The organism is Sphingomonas sp. Leaf17, from assembly GCF_001421505.1.
In the GTDB taxonomy this organism is placed as follows: Bacteria; Pseudomonadota; Alphaproteobacteria; order Sphingomonadales; family Sphingomonadaceae; genus Sphingomonas.
The window spans coordinates 545,295-561,450 of sequence record NZ_LMKL01000004.1 but is presented as its reverse complement, the minus strand read 5'-3'; the positions used below and the strand labels follow the sequence as shown (position 1 = coordinate 561,450).

Genomic DNA, 16,156 nt, shown 5'->3' with positions numbered 1-16,156 from the left:
CTCAATAAACCCTTCGGTTGGGGGTTATTTGACAAAAACAAGAAGCATTTACTGAACCGTCGCTGCTTAAATGCAGGTCTGAAGCAGCGGGCCGTTGCCTGACGAGAAACTGGGCTCGCATGGCAACAACGGCTGGGTTGACTGCCCGTCACCACGGTATGGCGGATTGCCCTCGCTGCTTTGGAAAATAAATCAGGAACAAGAGACACACGGTGTATCTTTGGATGCCTAATATCCACGATTCGCACAGGCAGACAATGAACCATTCCAGGGTCGATCCACCCACGTCCGCCCAAGCGGCTGAAGATCGGACATCGGCGTCCACCCTCCGGGGGGACACCGCCGGTCGGGCCTGGGACAATCAGGCATTGCCGCCGGAGGAACGTGCAGCGTTGGTCGTCGCGGCGATGACGGAGGACGAGAAGTTCGCTTGGCTGTCGGGGCGCATGGCCATTCCCGTCGGCGACACGAAAAAGCCCGACGGCGCGCTGGGATCGGCGGCCTTCTATCCCGGCATCCCGCGGCTGGGCATCCCGGCGCAGCAGCAGTCCGACGCCAGCCTGGGGGTCGCCAACACCACCGACGTGCGGCCGGGCGACAACGCCACCGCGCTGCCGTCATCGCTGTTGCTGGGGGCGACGTTCGATCCCGCGACGGCGCGCGAAACGGGCGAGATGGTCGGGCGCGAGGCGGTGGCCAAGGGGTTCAACGTCCAGCTTGGCGGTGGCGCGAACATCGTGCGCGAACCGCGAGGCGGTCGCAATTTCGAATATGTGTCGGAGGATCCGCTGCTGACCGGCATCATCGCCGGCCATTCGGTCGCAGGCATTCAGTCGCAAGGCGTCGTGTCGACGGTGAAGCATTTCGCCCTCAACGCGCAGGAGACCGGCCGCGTGCTGGCCAATTCGGTGCTGGGCCTTGGGGCGTTGCACGAATCCGACCTGCTCGCGTTCAGGATCGCGATCGAGACCGGCGCGCCGGGGGCGGTGATGCCCGGATATAATCTGGTCAACGGCGACTGGGCGTCGGAGAGCGAGTATCTGCTGAACACCGTGCTGAAGGGCGAATGGGGCTATCCCGGCTGGGTCATGTCCGACTGGGGTGCGACGCATTCGACGGTCAAGGCGGCGCTTGCCGGGCTGGACGTACAGTCGGGTGCGAATCTCGACCCGGAACCGTTTTTCGCCGATCCCCTGCGCGCGGCGGTGGTGGCGGGACAGGTGCCGCAGGCGCGGGTCGACGACATGGTCGCGCGGCAGTTACGCAGCCTGTTCGCGGTGGGCGTGATCGACACGGCTGATACGCCGGACGGCGCGATCGACTATATGGCGCACCGCCTGATCGCGCAGCGTGCGGCGGAGCGTGGCATCGTGTTGCTGAAGAACGAGGGCGACATCCTGCCTGCTCCCCGCAGGATGAGGCGCGTGCTGGTGATCGGTCGCCGTGCCGATGTCGGTATGCTGGCGGGCGGCGGATCGTCGGCAGTGTCGCCGGTGGGTAGCCTGTCGGTCGAGGGCAGCGCGGTGATGGGCGTGCCGATGGCCAAAGTCTATCATCCGTCGTCGCCGCTGCACGCGATCAAGGCCGAGTCCGGCGCGGCGCAGGTCGATTTCGTCGATGGCACGGATGCGGGCAAGGCGGTGGAAGCAGCCGCCGAAGCCGACATGGTCTTCCTGTTCGCCGAGGAATGGCGGACGGAGGGCGAGGACCGGCCGGGGCTGAACCTGCCCGACGATCAGGACGCGCTGATCGCGGCGGTCGCCTCTGCCAATCCGCGAACGGTGGTGATCGTACAGTCCGGCGGGGCGGTCGCGATGCCGTGGCTGGACGAGGTCCCGGCGGTGCTCGCCGCCTTCTATGCCGGATCGGGCGGGGGCGAGGCGATTGCGGGCATCCTGTTCGGGCGGGTGAATCCGTCAGGGCATCTGCCGATCAGCTTCCCGCGCGATGTCGGGCAGTTGCCGATCCCCGAGCAGCGCGATCCGGCGACGACCACCTCCAATCCGGGGATGCCGGTCGAGGGCGAGGTGTTCGATATCGATTACAACATCGAGGGATCGGATGTCGGCTATCGCTGGTATGCGCGCGAGGGGCTGGTGCCGCTGTTCCAGTTCGGCCACGGCCTCAGCTACACGGCGTTCGACCATCGCGATCTGACCGCGGATCACCGCGACGACGCTGTCGTGGCGACCGTCACCGTCCGCAACACCGGCGACCGCGCGGGGGCCACGGTCGTGCAACTTTATGTATCGCGATCGGGCGCGGGCGGCTTCGTCCCGCGGCTGGGTGGCTTCGCGCGGATCGATCTGAAGCCGGGCGAGCACCGTGACGTGACGCTGCGCATCGACCCCCGTCTGCTCGCCCGGTTCGATGCCACCGCGCGGCTCTGGGTACGGGAAGCAGGAGCCTACACCCTCCGCGTCGCCGACGGTGCGCTGGCCGACGGGCTGAATAGCAGCATCGTGCTGCCCGCCGCGTCCTTCACCGACTGACCGGCGCGGCGGGCGGGGGCGGCGCTCTGTCACCCCATCCGCCGCCCAGCGCCGCCCATAGCTGGATCAGGTTGGTCAGCTGCTGTTCGCGGACCGCGATGGCGTCCAGATCGGCCTGGAACAGGTTACGCTGGGCATCGAGTTCCTCGATATAGGCGGCATAGCCGCCGCGATACCGATCGCGGGCGAGGACGAGCGAGCGTTGCAGAATCGCGCGACGCCGGTTGACGCGGTCCGCCTGCTCGCGCAGCCGGCGTTCCCCGGACAGGGCGTCCTCCACCTCGCCGAACGCGGTCAGCACCGCGCCGCGATAGGCGAACGCCGCCTGATCGCGCTGCGCGGTCGCCACATCGAAATCGGCAGCCAGCCGCCCCCCGGAGAAGATCGGGGCAAGGACGCTGGCCCCCGCATTCCACAGCGTCAGCGGGTTCCGGCCGAGCGCATTGCTGAACAATGCGCCGGCCGATCCGGTCAGTTGCACGTCGGGCAGGAACTCGGCGCGGCGCGATGCCAGCACATGATCGGCAGCGACCAGCGCATATTCGGCGCTGACCAGATCCGGCCGCCGACGCAGCAGGGTGGAGGAAAGACCGGCAGGTGTGGCAGGCAGGGCGACGCCCGCCAGGCTCCCCCGCACGATCGGGCCGGGCAGGTCGCCGGTCAGCCGGCGCAGCGCATTTTCCTGCACCCGCATCGCCTGTTCGAGGACGGGGATGGTCTGCGCCACCGCCTCATATTCCGACTGCGCCTGCGTCAATTCGAACTGCGAGCTATAGCCCAGCCGGGCACGGTCGTCGGCGATGCGCAGCGCCTCCGCGCGGCTGGTCAGCGTGTTGCGGCTGACCTCCACCTGTGCCGCGAGCGACAGCAGGGTCACATAGCCGCGCACGGTCGCGGCGATCACCGCGAGGCGTGCGGCGTCGCGATCCGCTTGGCTGGCGACGTAGCGGGAACGCGCCGCCCCTTCCAGATTGCGCACCCGTCCGAACAGGTCGAGCGTCCACGCCCCGCCGACGCCGGGCTGTGCGGAAACGCTGCGGGCCGCGCCGCCGCTCTGGCCGGGTGCCCGCTGCACGCCTGCGTCGGCGCTGGCGTCGAGCGACGGCAGGCGCGCCGACCGGGCCTGCCGGGTCAGCGCCTCTGCCTCCTCGACGCGGGCGACGGCGGTCAGCACGTCGATATTGTTGGCCATGGCACGATCGACCAGCGGCGGGATCGCCGGGTCGCCGAGCCGCCGCCACCAGTCCCGATCGGCCGCCACGGTCGCTGCCGTCGGCGTGTCGCGCCACGCCGGCGGAGGAACCACCGCCGCCGAGCCCGGAATGGGCCGGATCGTCGGCGCACACCCGGCCAGCATGATCGCGGCGACGCCCGTGGATATCAGAGCGCGCATCATTGTTCCTGCTTGCGCGGCGACACCGCCCCGCCGGTATCGACCTGCGCGACCACCGACATGCCCGGCCGCAGCCGACGGGCGAGTGGCTGGTCGGGGTCGATGCGGATCCGTACCGGAATGCGTTGGACGATCTTGGTGAAGTTGCCGCTGGCATTGTCCGGGCGCAGCACGCTGAACTCAGATCCGGTGGCCGGCGCGATCTGTTCGACATGGCCGCGCAGTCGCGCACCGTCGAGCGCATCGACGCGGAAGCTGGCGGGCTGGCCGATCCGCATCCGCGCGGTCTGCGTCTCTTTGAAATTGCCGACCACCCACAGTTGTTCGGGCACCAGGAACATGAGCTGCGATCCCGCCGCGACATATTGGCCGACGCGCACCGACGCCTCGCTGATCTGTCCGTCGCGCGGCGCGCGGATCAGCGTGTTCGACAGGTTGATCCTGGCAAGATCGACCTGTGCCTGCGCCTGCTGCACCGCGCCTTCCAGCGTGGCGCGCGAAACTTGCGTCGACCGGATCGTCTGGCGCTGACTGTCGATGTTCGCCTCGCTGCGGGTCACGCCTGCCGCGGCGGCCAGCCGGGTCGCGCGCACCTGATCGCGTTCGCGCAGCGACACGGAGCCGCGATCCGCCAACTCGCTGACCCGCAACAGGTCGGCATCGGCGCGCACCAGTTCGGATTGTGCCTGTTGCCGGTCGGCGATCCGCGTCCGGAGCGTCGCGGCATTCTGCGCGACCGTCTGATCCCAGTTGGCGAGTTCGGCCGTGGCGATCTTCAACTGTGCCTGCGCCTGATCGAGCTGCTGGCGATAGATGCGGTCGTCGATCTTCAGCAACAATTGCCCGCGCTTCACCGGCGCGAAATCCCGCACCAGCACGTCGGTGACATAGCCGTTGACCTGTGGCGCCATCGCCGTGATCTGCCCCCGGATATAGGCGTTCTCGGTCGTCCGGTCGTTGCTGGTGAACGGCCAAAGCCGCCATGCGTAGAGCACGACGAGCGTCCCGATGACGAACAGGATCGCCATCGCAATGACGGCGCGCCGGGTCGGGCGGATCGTCTTGGGCGGATCGTCCGGCGCGGCAACCGGTGCGGGCGGGCTCGGCTCCGCCGCCGCGGCGGCATCGGTGGTTTCGAGGTCGAGCGTGGTGCGGGTGTCGGTCATCGGATCATACCGTTGCGGAACTGGCGGAGGCGGAGGCGCCTGCCGCGGGTGGAGATGCCTTGCGCGCCGCCCGAGCCGTCACGGCGACGCGGTACAGCGACCAGAGGAGGAAGATCGTGGCGAGGATGGCGTTCAGCGTGAACACATCGTTGAAGGCGCGGACATGCGCCTCGCGCGTAGCGGTCTGCGCCAACAGGCCGACCCCCTGTGCCTGACGACGCACCGGATCGGTGATCTGCGCGGCATAGACCTGCCCCTGCTGGGCGAGCCGTTGCGCCACCACCGGGTCGCCGGGGTCGAGGTTGGCGGTGATCTGCGCTGAATATTCGTGCTGCCGCACCTGCTCGAACGTGCCGTACAGCGCCGGTCCGGCAAGGCCGCCGATCGATTGCGTCACCGCGAACAGCACCGAGAAGGTGACGATATGGTCCGCCCCCTTCGACAGCGCCTTCATCACGCCGGTCAGGAGCAGCGGCCCGATGAACAGGCCGGACGCGATCGCCAGCAGCAACTGGCTTACCATCATCGTCTGCGGCCGGGTATCGCTGGTCGCGTCGTTGTCGATCAGCGATCCGGCGATGATGAGCAGGATTGCGCCGACGAACTGGACCGGCATCGTCTTCGGCCCGAACGTCACCGCCGATACCGTCATCCCGAGCAGCAGGCCCGCGAGCATGACGGTGTAGAATAGTTGCAACTGGTCCGGCCCCATGCCCAGCGTGCGCAGCAGACCCGTCGCGGCATAGGTCTGTTCCGACAGCAGCAGCCGCATGGTCAGCGCACCGACCGCGAAGCGCGCCGTGTCGGCGGTGCCGAGCCAGCGCGTCTTGACCAGCGGGTTGCGGCGATGATGCTCGATCATGAACGCCACGATGAACAACCCCAGCGCCGCGATCAGCGCGAACGCCATCCATGGCTGCTCCGTCCACCATTGCGTTCGCCCCTGCGCCAGCACGGCGCCGACCAGCGCGAAGGCGGGGGCCATCAGCGCGAAGGTGAGGAAATCGAGCCGTTCGAACGAGGCGATGCGGATGCCCGGCGGCAGCTTCAAGGTCACGCACGCGGCCAGCGAACACAGCGCCAGCCCGAGCTCGAACAGGTACAGCGTCTGCCATTCACCCAGATCGAGCAGTGCGGGCGAGATCAGCCACGCGACCGGCGTCCACACTTGGGAAATTCCCAGCGCGACGCACAATCCTTTACCCAGCTTCGCCTTCGGAAACGCCTGCAGCACATAGAAGAAGCCAAGGACGCTCATCGGTGCGGCGGCGAACCCCGCTACCGCGCGGACGAGGATCGCCATCTCGTAGCTGCGGATCATCAGATACAGGATTGTGATGGCGATAAAGGCCAGCAGGCTGCACTCGGCGTAGCGGCGGATGCCGAATTGCTGGCGGCATTTGAACAGAATCAGGTTCGACGAGACGTTCGTCATTACATAGGCGGCGGGCAGCCATGTCCCCTCGACCGGTGTCAGGCCCAGCGCACCCTGAATCTGCGGCAGGTTCGCCGAGATCAGCGCATTGCCAAGCCCCCCGGTCGCGCTGACCAGGATCCCGACCAGCAGATACGACGCGCGGACAGCCGGGCGATGCCGCGGGGTCGAGGGCGACCCCGGCATCGAAGGCTTCTCATCCTCCTCCCACGCGGGGATCGGTTCGAGTGGCTGTAGCTGCATGGCGGAGATCAGCAGTCGTCGGCGCGCGCGGGGTGGCACCCGCCGGCGGACCACCCGTCGCGGAGCAGGTTTCGCAGCCGATCCTGCGTGTCGGTGCGCGCCGTCGTTCGCCCGCTCGCCCACGCGACGGCCAGCGATGCGAGGAAGATATCCGTCGCCGAGGCGGTCGGCTGGGCGAAGCCGTCGCGTTGCGCGGCACGCAGGAAAGCATCGGTGCTTTCGATGATCCCGTCGCAGGTCGATTTGAACGGCGATGCGGTCACCGACCAGCCCGCGCGCAATGGTTCGGGAAGGCCATCATAGGCGCGCATCCAGTCGCCCAGCGCGTCGATCCATCGTTCCAGCATCCGCCCGCTATGACCGCCGTCCGCCTCGATCATGGCTTTTTCCCGATCGAGGCGCTCGTGATGTGGCGCAAGCAGCGCGAGAAGCAGTGCGTCGCGCGTCGGAAAATGTCGATACAGTGTCGCGTTGCCGACGCCAGCGAGCTTGGCGATCGCGTCCAGCGACACATCGACGCCCCCCTCCGCAAACGCCCGGCCGGCCACTTCAAGGATGTGCGCGCGGTTCTGTAACGCATCCTTGCGGGGCGTTCGGGGAATTGGCGACACACTCACAACGATCATCCTTGATAAACGGGGAGTCTCCCCATATCTGACTTTCCGAAACGGGGATAGCCCCCGTTAAAGCGAAGCGTGTTTCCGATCGGGGACCGCCAGCAGGATCGGAACCTCCAATGTCGAAAAAGCTGCTTATCGGGATGGTGTTCGGAAACGGCTATGGCGCGCAGCCGGGGGCGTGGCGGATGCCGGGCGTCGATCCGACGGGCTTCACCAACTTCAACACGCTGGTCCGCTACGCGCAGATGGCGGAGCGGGGGAAGTTCCATTTCCTGTTCATGCCCGACTTCCCAACGCTGAAGCCCAATACCGGCACCGACGCGCAGCAGTTGAACATCGAGCCGATGATGACGCTGGCCGCCGTCGCGCGCGGGACGGAGCGGATCGGCATGGTCGCGACCGGTTCCACGACGTTCAGCGAGCCGTTCAATCTGGCGCGTCAGTTCAAGGCGCTCGACCTGATGAACCACGGTCGTACCGGCTGGAACGCGGTGCCGACCAGCGATCCCGCGATCGCCGCCAATTACGGCCGCGCCTTGCCGCCGCGCGGGGAGAAATACGAACGGCTGCACGAGTTCATCCAGATCGTGCAGGCGTTGTGGGGTAGTTGGGGCCGCGACGCATGGCTGCACGACCAGACCTCGGGGCGCTTCGCCGACATGGCGCAGATCCAGCCGGTCAATTTGCGCGGGCGGCATCTCGCGACCAGCGGACCGTTGGCGCTGCCGCCCTCCGAACAGGGCCAGCCGGTGATCTTCCAGGCCGGCGGCGGCGATCAAGGGCTGGAGGTCGCCGGGCGCTATGCCAGCGGCGTGATCGGCGCCGTGTTCTCGATGGAAGATGCAAAGGCACAGCGCGACGCCCTGCGTGACGCGGCCGAACGCGCCGGTCGCGACCCGGACGAGATCAAGTTCTTCGCCGGCCTGATGACAACGATCGCGCCCGACCGGCGGGCGGCGCTGGACCGGCGGATCGCGATGTCAGGCCACAGCTTCGAACCGCGCATCGCCTATCTTGGCCAGATGATCGGGCTGTCGCTCGACCCGACGCAGCTCGATCAGCCGCTGAGCGCCGCGCAACTCGCTGCCGCGCGTCCGTCGCCGCAGGACCCGCGCTCCGCTTATGCGCTGAGGATCGCGCGCGAGGGCTGGTCGCTCCGCGACGTGCTGGCGCACGGCGTCATCGATTATCATCCGATGATCGTCGGACCGGCGGTCGAGGCGGCCGACCATATGCAGACATGGTTCGAGGCGGGTGCCTGCGACGGCTTCTGGCTGTGCCCCGACGTCTATGAGGACGGCCTGCCGAAGCTGGTCGACGAACTGGTGCCGATCCTCCAGCAGCGCGGCCTGTTCCACCATGATTACGACGGGGCGACGCTACGCGATCATCTGGGCGCACCGGCACAATATGGCCGCGACCCGCGCCTGACCTGAACGCTTGACATTACAACGAGGTATTCATGACCGACTCCCCATCCATTACCGCCCCGGACGGCACGTTGTCGTTTCAGCAGACTGTCCGCACCCGCCGGTCCTGGCGCGGCTTCCTCGATCGCGTCGTGCCCGCGGACGTGCTGGCCGCCGTGCTGGAGGATGCCCAATGCGCGCCGTCGAACTGCAACACCCAGCCATGGGACGTGCATATCGTCCGGGGGACGAAGCTGGCGGACCTTTCGCGCATCCTGCACGCGAAGAATGATGCGGGCGATTTCACCAGCGACTTCTCGTTCGACATGGGCGCGTTCTACGGCTGCTATGGCGAGCGCAAGAATGAACAGGGCAAGGCCTATTACGAGGCGATGAACGTCATGCGCGATGACAGGGACGGCCGCCGCCGCGCCGCCGCGAAGAACCTGTCATTCTTTGGCGCACCACAGGTGGCGTTGATGTTCATGCCGTCGTTCGGCGACGATGTGCGCACCGCGGGCGACATCGGCATGTACGGCCAGACGTTTCTATTATCGCTCGCGGCAAGGGGGCTGGGTGGCATCCCGCAGACGTCACTGGGCTTCTACGCCGGCACAATCCGCGAGTTTCTGGGTATTTCCCCGCACCTGAAGATGCTGTTCGGTATGTCGTTCGGCTATCCTGACGACGACGCGCCGAGCAACCGGATGAGGATGGGGCGCGTGCCGGTCTCGGAGAGCGTGCATTTCCACGACTGACCCTGTCCGGCGGCTCCCAAGTGTTCCGTTCAAAGTTGTCGGAGGCCGACAGTCCTGCATGTTCTTCAGCAAGGCCAGGCATGAACCAAAATGACAGCTTCCGGTCAAAGTTGCCGTTAGCCGAAGCTATAACGGATGGCGGTTGTGTCCCATTTTTCACCGTTCCGCGTCTTCGACAAGGCGCTTACGGGGAGCGGACCAGTCTACATGAAGGACTGTCTGAAGTTGAGGAGCTCGCAATCGGCCGCGAATGTCCGCAGGTGGGTCCTTGCTGCCACAGATCTGCTACATAACGCCAATTGCGCCTTTCAGCAGAGTAGCGCGTGTCGCGAGTCTAGGCGACGCGCATCGAGGGGTGCCGCTCATGCGCGCCGAATGATCACGCGGCGTCGAACGCCTTCAAGATCGGACAGGGTCCCGCGCTGCCGCTGCCGCATTCATGAGCGAGGCGCCGAAGCGCAGCCCGGGCTCGATCCAGTTCGGCGATCTTCTCGTCCAGCGCCTTCAGCCGCTCGCCGGCAAGTTCGCGCGCTCGTGCCCGATCGTCCGTGGCGTCGAGCGCCAGAAGCTCGCCGATCTGGTCCAGCGTGAAGCCTGCCGCCTTTGCCGACCGGATGAAGCGCAGCCGCCGCACATCATCGTGGCCATACCGTCGGATTCCGCCTGCTGCCCCGGCCCCCTGTGGTCTATCCGGCGTGTGGATCAGGCCGCGGCGCTGGTAGAAGCGGATCGTCTCCACGCCGACACCGCCTTCCGCTGCGAGTTTCGCGATCGTCATGTCTGCCACGTCTTGACTCCGGACCATGGTACGGACCCCATATGGGACCCGATCGAGGATCGGAGAAGACGAGATGGCGACGAAGAAGGCGGTGCTCCACCGCATGGTGATGCCCACCCACACGTGCCCGTTCGGGCTGAAGGCGAAGGACTTGCTCCAGCGGCAGGGCTACGACGTCGAGGACCATTGGCTGCGCACGCGCGAAGAAACCAACGCGTTCAAGGCGGAGCATGGCGTGAAGACCACGCCGCAGACCTTAATCGGCGGCGAGCGGATCGGCGGCTACGACGACCTGCGTCGCTTCTTCGGCAAGTCCGTGCCCGACCCCCAGGCCGTGACCTACCGCCCCGTGATCGTCGTCTTCGCGATGACGGCGCTGATGGCGCTCGCCGCCAGCTTAGCCGCCTTCGGCACGCCGCTAACCGTGCGCGCAGGCGAGTGGTTCATCGCGTTCTCGATGTGCGTGCTGGCGCTGCTGAAGCTCCAGAACGTCGAAAGGTTCGCGACAATGTTTCTCAACTACGACCTGCTGGCCAAGCGCTGGGTGCCGTATTCCTACGTCTATCCCTACGCCGAGGGGCTGGCGGGAGTGCTGATGGCGGCTGGCGTGCTGACTTGGCTGTCTGTTCCGATCGCGCTGGTGATTGGGGCGATCGGTGCGGCGTCGGTGATCAAGGCCGTCTACGTGGACGGGCGCGAACTGAAATGCGCCTGCGTCGGCGGTGACAGCAACGTACCGCTCGGGTTCCTGTCTCTCACAGAGAACGTGATGATGGTCGCGATGGCACTGTGGATGATCGCGGCACCGATGTTCTCGGCGGGGCATTGAACAGCGGCGTGTCGCACTGGCGTGCCATCTGCGTTCGTCTTACAAGCGCATCATGAGCTTCGCCCACATTTTCCGCGCCATCGCGCTGTCAGTGCTGGCGATGATGCTCGTGCTGCGTGTCGGCCCGGTATGCGAAGCAGCCGCGAACGCCGCAGCGCCACCCGCCGTCTTGCATGGTGCCATGGTTGGATGCGAACAGCCTTCGGGCAAGCCGGCTGGGAAGTCCTCGGCCGCCGCGTGTACGAGCGCATGTGTGGCGACTGATCCGCAGCGGGTCGGCCACACGACCCGGCCGCTGGTTGCCGCGATCATTCCGATCGCCTCTGTCCTCCCCGACCTAGAGGGTCGCACCGGTGGTCCCGCACCGCCTCCTCCGCGAACCGCGTGATCGAACGACCATTTGAAGATTACGTAATTCGAGGAATGCACACATGAAGACGATCAGGTTCATCGGCGCGGCTGTCGCGCTCGCGCTCGTTCCCGCCACCGCGTTCGCGGCGGCCGACTGCTGCGCCGACAAGACGTGCTGCAAGGACGGCGCCGACTGCTGCAAGGACGGCAAGGGCGACTGCTGCAACGACATGAAGAATGGTGGCGATCACGCCGGCCACGACATGTCCGGCATGAAGATGCCCACGAAGTGAAACTGCCGGCGGGGGCTTGCGCTCCCGCCGCTCAGTCCTGACCGTCGGGGACGGTGCCGCCGTTGGTCCGCCATGGCCGGTTCCGCCCCGGCAGCCTCAGACGAAGCGTCGCCGCCCGTCCGCGGATACCGTCGACCGTCCGGTTCATTGCCCGTGCGATGTCGCCAATCTGCTGACGTGCGGCGACGCGTCGACGCAGATCGTCGTCATTCTCGTCCGACCATCGTCGGGGCGGTCTTCGTGCCGCTGGCGCGTCGTCAGGCATGGACCTCGTGCCCGTCTCCGCATGGTTCGCCCGGTGCTTCGGTCTGCACGGTGACGTGCGAGATGTCGAAGCGCTGGTCCAGCATGGCTGCAACGCCGAGGCGAACGGGATCCGGATTGCAGCCCTGTCCCAGCGTCACGTGCACGGTGCAGCTGACGTCGTCGTTCGACATCGACCAGACGTGGAGGTCGTGGAGCCCGGCGACACCCGGCACGGCTGCGATGGCGGTGCGTACCTCGGTCAGCCGCAAACTGGAGGGAACACCCTCGAGAAGCACGTTGGTGGTGTCGCGCAGCAGTATCCACGTGCGCGGCAGCACCCAAAGGCCGATCGCCACGGCAACCACGGGATCGATCCAGGTCCAACCGGTGAACCGGATCGCCGCGGCGCCCGCGATGACGCCAATCGAGCCGATCATGTCGGCCCACACCTCGAGGTAGGCGCCCTTTACGTTGAAGCTCGCGTCCTTGCCGGCAGTCAGCAGCCGCATGGATATGAGGTTCACGACCAAGCCGATCGCTGCGACAATCATCATGCCCCAAGACTGGATCTCCTGCGGCTCTGTGAACCGCCTGATCGCCTCCACGAACACGTAGATCGCGATGCCGAACAGCAGCAACGCATTCAAGGCAGCGGCGAGAATCTCGAAGCGTCGGTAGCCGAACGTCCGCTTTTCGTCCGGCGCCTTGCGTCCCAGCCAGATTGCCAGCAGCGCAATCACTAGCGCCGCTACGTCGGTCATCATGTGGGCGGCGTCGGATAAAAGGGCGAGGCTGTTGAAGACGATCCCGCCGATCACCTCCGCCACCAGATAGGCGGAGGTCAGGGCTAGCGCCCAGCCGAGCATCTTGGCGTTGGCGCCTGCCGTGTGGTCGTGCGAGTGCCCGGCCGAGCCGTGGTCATGGGCCATGGTTCGCCTCCTCATATGGGGTTGCAGGTACGGTGTCGGCTGGTCGCCATCCGCCGAAGCGGGCGTAGAGCGTCGGCAGGACGAACAGGGTCAGCAGCGTCGCCGAGATGAGGCCGCCGATGACGACCGTCGCCAACGGCTTCTGCAATTCCGCGCCCGCACCGTGGCCGAGCGCCATCGGCACGAAGCCGAGGCTGGCGACGAGCGCAGTCATGGCGACGGGCCGCAGGCGTGCGAGCGCCCCGTCTTGGGCGGCCTGCACCCGGTCGATGCCACGCGCCATGAGGTCGTGGATGGAAGACACCATGACCAGCCCGTTGAGCACTGCGATACCCGACAACGCGATGAAGCCGACGGCGGCGGACACGGAGAACGGCATTCCCCGGAGGACCAGGGCCAGCACGCCACCGACGAGCGCGAGCGGCACGCCGGTGAAGACGATCACCGCGTCGCGCAGCGAGCCGAGCGCGCCGTAGAGCAGCAGCATAATGACGGCGAAGCAGACGGGCACGACCAGCAGCAGTCGGTCGCGCGCCGAGGCGAGGTTCTCGAACTGCCCGCCCCATTCGACGAACGTCCCGGGCGGCATCTTCACCTGCGCGTCGATGGCCGCACGAGCATCCGCCACTACGCCGGCAACGTCGCGATCGCGGACGTTCGCCTGGACGACGACGCGGCGCTTGCCGTTCTCGCGGCTGATCTGGTTCGGCCCGTCGACGACCGCGATGTCGGCCACCGTCGACAGCGGCACGAAGCCACCAGCTGACGTCGCCACCGGCACCTGCGCCACTTCGGTCAGGTCCGACCGCGATGCCTCCGATAGACGGATCACCACCGGGAAGCGGCGATCGCCCTCGAAGATCACGCCCGCCTCGCGACCGCCGATAGCAGCGGCGACGGTGTCCTGCACATCGCCGGCGGTGACGCCGATCCGCGACATCGCCATGCGGTTGGGGCGGATGTCGAGCATCGGCAGACCTTCGGTCTGCTCGACCCGCACGTCGACCGCACCACGCGTCTTGCGCAGGATGTCGGCAATGCGGCCGGCAGCGTCGTTCATGCCGCCGAAGTCGTCACCGAACACCTTCACGGCGACGTCGCCGCGAACACCGGCGATCAGTTCGTTGAAGCGCATCTGGATCGGTTGGGTGATCTCGTAGGCGTTGCCAGGCAGCGTCGAGAGTCTCTTCTCCATCCGCTCCACCAGTTCCTCCTTGGCGAGGCCGGGGTCGGGCCATTCGGCGCGCGGCTTCAGGATGACGAAGGTGTCGGTGGCATTGGGCGGCATCGGGTCCGATGCGATCTCCGAGGTTCCCGTGCGCGAGAAGGCGAAGCGGACCTCGGGCTGACGCGCGAGCATCTTCTCGACCTGGAACTGCATCGTCTGGCTTTGGTCGACCGAGGTGCCGGGGATGCGGACCGCCTGCACAAGGATGTTGCCCTCGTCGAGCTGCGGCAGGAACTCCTGTCCGAGCGTCGTGAACGCGACACCGGCGAGTGCCAGCGCACCCATCGCGACGCCCAGCGTGACACTCGGCCGCCCCATCGCCTTGGCGAGGCCCGGCTCGTAGCGGCGACGCAGCCAGCCGATGATCCGGCTCTCCTTCTCGTCGACCGGTCGGCTGAGCCAGATGGCGATGGCAGCGGGCACGAAGGTCATCGACAGGACGAAGGCGAAGACGAGCGCGATGATGACCGTCAGCGCCATCGGCTCGAACATCTTGCCCTCCACACCGGTGAAGGTGAGCAACGGTGCGTAGACAAGGATGATGATCGCCTGACCGTAGACGGACGGGCGGATCATCTCACGGGCCGATGCCGCAACCAGATCGAGGCGTTGCCGGAGCGGCAGCGGCTCGGCTCGGCCGTGCTGCTCGTCGCCAAGCCGCCGCAGCGCGTTCTCGACGATGATGACGGCGCCGTCGACGATCAACCCGAAGTCGAGCGCGCCGAGGCTCATCAGATTGGCCGAGACGCCTGCGCGGAGCATGCCGACGCTGGTCAGCAGCATCGTGATCGGAATGACGAGCGCCGCGATCAGCGCCGCGCGGAAGTTGCCGAGTAGCGCGAACAGCACGACGATGACGAGCAGCGCTCCCTCCGCGAGGTTGCGCGCGACGGTGGCGATGGTCGAGTTGACCAGCTCGGTGCGGTTGAGCACCGGCTTGACGACGACGTCGACGGGCAGCGCGCGGCCGATCTCCTTCAACCGTTCGCCGACTCCGGTGGATACGGTGCGGCTGTTCTCGCCAATCCGCATGACCGCGGTGCCGACGACGACCTCGCGCTCGTTCTCGGATGCCGATCCCATGCGCAGCGCCTGCCCGGTGCGGACGGTGGCAATCTGGCTCAGCAGGATGGGCACGCTCTCGCGCGTCGCCACCACGGTCCGCGCCAGTTCGTCGGCGTTGCGCACGCGACCATCCGCGCGGACTGCGAGGCCTTCGCCGTTGCGGTTGACGACGCCAGCCCCGGCGCTGGTGTTGTTGCGCTCAAGCGCGGTGGCGAGATCCTGAAGCGTGATCTTCATCGCCGCCATGCGCTGGATGTCGGGGACGACCAGATACTGCTTGGTGTAGCCGCCCAGACTGTCGACGCCGGCCAGCCCAGTACTGCTTTTCAGCTGCGGCGTGACGATCCAGTCCTGAACGGTGCGCAGGTAGGTCGCCTTGTCGGCGGCATCGACAAGGTGGTCACCCTCCGGGGTGATGTAGCTGCCATCCTTCTGCAGGCCGGGCTCGCCGTTGCGGTGATTGACCTGGTCGAGCTCACGATATTCAACCGTCCACATGAAAATGTCGCCGAGCCCGGTGGCGATCGGTCCCATCTCCGGGTTCACGCCCTCGGGCAGGCTCTCCTCCGCCGTGCGTAGCCGCTCGGCGACCTGCGATCTCGCAAAGTAGATGTCGGTCTTCTCATCGAAGACCGCGGTGATCTGGGCGAAACCGTTGCGACTGAGCGACCGGGTATGTTCGAGGCCGGGAATGCCGGCGAGCGCAGTCTCGACGGTGAAGGCGACCTGCTTCTCGATCTGGTCGGGCGAAAGTGCCGGCGCGACGACGTTGATCTGCACCTGATTGTTGGTGATGTCGGGGACGGCATCGATCGGCAGCCGCTGGATCGCGAACACCCCGGCGAGTGCCGCGGCGACGGTCAGCAGCAGGACGAGCCAGCGCTTCTCGACGGCGATGGTGACGATACGGGCGAGCATGAC

General features: G+C 66.7%; 12 protein-coding genes. 5 read left to right on the top strand and 7 right to left on the bottom strand.

What is annotated here, in order from left to right:
• The first annotated feature begins 407 nt into the window (after nt 1–407).
• Nucleotides 408–2,492 (top strand): beta-glucosidase, encoded by a 2,085-nt coding sequence (locus ASE75_RS06905; RefSeq protein WP_055931114.1) that lies wholly within the window; start codon nt 408–410, stop codon nt 2,490–2,492.
• Here the strand turns inward: ASE75_RS06905 and ASE75_RS06900 are convergent.
• Genes ASE75_RS06900 through ASE75_RS06885 form a run of 4 tightly spaced genes read right to left on the bottom strand, consistent with a single transcriptional unit; the run spans nt 2,482 to nt 7,346 of the window.
• The gene (locus tag ASE75_RS06900) at nt 2,482–3,885 is read right to left on the bottom strand and encodes an efflux transporter outer membrane subunit (RefSeq protein ID WP_055931111.1); all 1,404 of its coding nucleotides are present in this window, start codon (nt 3,883–3,885) and stop codon (nt 2,482–2,484) included. The genes ASE75_RS06905 and ASE75_RS06900 overlap by 11 nt on opposite strands.
• Complete coding sequence (locus ASE75_RS06895) at nt 3,885–5,051, bottom strand: HlyD family secretion protein (RefSeq protein ID WP_055930908.1); 1,167 nt, start codon at nt 5,049–5,051, stop codon at nt 3,885–3,887. The genes ASE75_RS06900 and ASE75_RS06895 overlap by 1 nt, the downstream gene beginning before the upstream one ends.
• Before the next feature lie 4 nt (nt 5,052–5,055).
• Entirely contained in the window at nt 5,056–6,729 is a 1,674-nt protein-coding gene (locus ASE75_RS06890) for an MFS transporter (protein WP_200922320.1), read from the bottom strand.
• A gap of 8 nt (nt 6,730–6,737) precedes the next feature.
• Entirely contained in the window at nt 6,738–7,346 is a 609-nt protein-coding gene (locus ASE75_RS06885) for a TetR/AcrR family transcriptional regulator (RefSeq protein ID WP_200922319.1), read from the bottom strand.
• Nucleotides 7,347–7,465: 119 nt separating this feature from the next.
• Here ASE75_RS06885 and ASE75_RS06880 point away from each other — a divergent pair, with 119 nt between their 5' ends.
• Both ASE75_RS06880 and ASE75_RS06875 read left to right on the top strand, forming a co-directional pair.
• Nucleotides 7,466–8,785: an NtaA/DmoA family FMN-dependent monooxygenase gene (locus tag ASE75_RS06880; protein WP_055930901.1), complete on the top strand. Its 1,320-nt coding sequence runs from the start codon at nt 7,466–7,468 to the stop codon at nt 8,783–8,785.
• Between the two features lie 26 nt (nt 8,786–8,811).
• Entirely contained in the window at nt 8,812–9,516 is a 705-nt protein-coding gene (locus tag ASE75_RS06875) for a nitroreductase (protein WP_055930898.1), read from the top strand.
• A 379-nt stretch (nt 9,517–9,895) separates the two neighbouring features.
• Here the strand turns inward: ASE75_RS06875 and ASE75_RS06870 are convergent, their stop codons facing one another.
• A complete protein-coding gene (locus tag ASE75_RS06870; RefSeq protein ID WP_055930895.1) occupies nt 9,896–10,294 on the bottom strand; it encodes a MerR family DNA-binding protein in 399 nt (132 codons plus the stop codon).
• Between the two features lie 73 nt (nt 10,295–10,367).
• Here ASE75_RS06870 and ASE75_RS06865 point away from each other — a divergent pair, with 73 nt between their 5' ends.
• Nucleotides 10,368–11,123, top strand: coding sequence for a MauE/DoxX family redox-associated membrane protein (locus ASE75_RS06865; RefSeq protein WP_055930892.1), 756 nt, complete (start codon nt 10,368–10,370; stop codon nt 11,121–11,123).
• A gap of 431 nt (nt 11,124–11,554) precedes the next feature.
• Nucleotides 11,555–11,767 carry a hypothetical protein gene (locus ASE75_RS06855; protein WP_055930886.1) on the top strand — a complete coding sequence of 71 codons (213 nt, stop codon included), beginning with the start codon at nt 11,555–11,557 and terminating at the stop codon, nt 11,765–11,767.
• 257 nt (nt 11,768–12,024) lie between these two features.
• Here ASE75_RS06855 and ASE75_RS06850 read toward each other — a convergent pair whose 3' ends face one another.
• Nucleotides 12,025–12,942, bottom strand: a complete 918-nt coding sequence (locus ASE75_RS06850; protein ID WP_055930884.1) for a cation diffusion facilitator family transporter — start codon at nt 12,940–12,942, stop codon at nt 12,025–12,027.
• Entirely contained in the window at nt 12,932–16,153 is a 3,222-nt protein-coding gene (locus tag ASE75_RS06845; protein ID WP_055930881.1) for an efflux RND transporter permease subunit, read from the bottom strand. The genes ASE75_RS06850 and ASE75_RS06845 overlap by 11 nt, the downstream gene beginning before the upstream one ends.
• Nucleotides 16,154–16,156 lie beyond the last annotated feature (3 nt).